Genomic DNA, 1472 nt, shown 5'->3' with positions numbered 1-1472 from the left:
TAAAATGTACCCGTTGTAAAGGACAGTTTAAAAAAAGACTATATAGCAGACTTAAGAAGATGATTTCTGTATTGAACAGGAGTCATCTTTTTTAAATTCCATTGAGATCTATAGTTGTTATAGTAATTAATATAATCATCTATTTCAGCAAGTAGTTCTTCAAAGGTTTCACATTTAGTAATGTATGCCTCATCTTTTAAGTGTCCAAAAAACGATTCCTGCGGGGCGTTGTCCCAGCAGTTACCGCGCCTAGACATAGATTGACCTATATTGTTCTGTTTTACTTTGTTTTGAAATATTGGGCTTGTATAATGTACCCCTTGATCTGAATGAATGAAAACATCTTTGTGTAACTTATATTTTGTATTTATAAGATTATCAATGGTGTTAGTTACTATGTCTATTTTTAAGCTTTTGGAAAGATTATAAGCTAAAACTTCATTTGTTGATGCGTCCAAAATGGTCGACAAATAAGCCTTCTGACCCTTCTTAAAAAATAGATAAGTTATATCTGTTAATAATACTTTCCCAGGAATATCTTGCTTAAACTCTCTATTTAATAGATTTGGTAAAACAGAATGTTCTTTTGTAGCCTTCATCATTCTTCTGTACGGATTTGCTTTTCTATAAGGACAAAGAATATTATATTTTTTCATAATTCTTCTAATGCGCTTTAGATTATAGTTAATATCAAAATAATCTTCTAAAGTCATCTTTATTTGCTTAGCACCTTTTTTACGATTCTTATACTTGAAAGCATTTAAAATATTTTTATAACTTTCTTCATCCTTGGCTCCCTGCGTGTTTCGCTTAGAAATTGACTTAGGCGAAAAATAATTATAGTAACCTGAGCGTGAAACACCACTTAATTCACAAAAATAACTAATCTTATTCTTAAGTTTATATTTTTCAATAACTGATTTAATTACAATAAACTTTTCGAAGGATAACAGTGTTATTTCTTTCTTAGCACGCTCCTTTCCATCATCTCTAACTTTTTTAGCAATTCATTTTCTGCTTGTAAAAGTTGCACTTTTGCTTGAAGTTTTTTATATTTCTCTTCAAGTGATAAATCTTTTTCGCTTGGTCGTCCATTATTAAACTTTCTAGCATCTTGCAGTTGTGCTACTCCATTTCTACGAAATGCGGAGCGCCATCTTTTACCTGCTGATCTAATACGCTCGTTTCCTAAAATATCTATATCAAAGCCATTTTCCTCAAATATTTGTTTTGGGAACTTTCCTTTCTGATTCTCAGCTATAAATCTCCTTTTAAATTCATCAGTATATGTAATCCCCTTTTTACTAACTCTTTTTACATACTTATTTTGTGATAATATTTCAATCTCTTCATCTGTAAATATTTTTTTGCTCATATTGTTCATCTCTCCTAATGATATTTATTCTATTATACATAAAAGTACCCCATAGAATAGGCTTTTTTAAATTGTCTATTCTATAGGGTACATTTTA

The 1472-nt window shown here is 30.0% G+C and carries 1 protein-coding gene; it reads right to left on the bottom strand.

What is annotated here, in order from left to right:
- Positions 1 to 38: 38 nt before the first annotated feature.
- Positions 39 to 1375 (bottom strand): IS3 family transposase gene (locus L1S47_RS20465; RefSeq protein ID WP_238886950.1). Its coding sequence is split into 2 segments (ribosomal slippage): positions 39 to 991 and positions 991 to 1375, totalling 1338 coding nucleotides; the frame shifts between segments, so codons are not numbered across the junction.
- Positions 1376 to 1472: the final 97 nt, after the last annotated feature.

Source organism: Clostridium sp. YIM B02551 (genome assembly GCF_022324735.1).
Classification (GTDB): Bacteria; Bacillota; Clostridia; order Clostridiales; family Clostridiaceae; genus Clostridium_T; species Clostridium_T paridis.
This window is presented reverse-complemented; position numbering and strand designations above follow the sequence as displayed.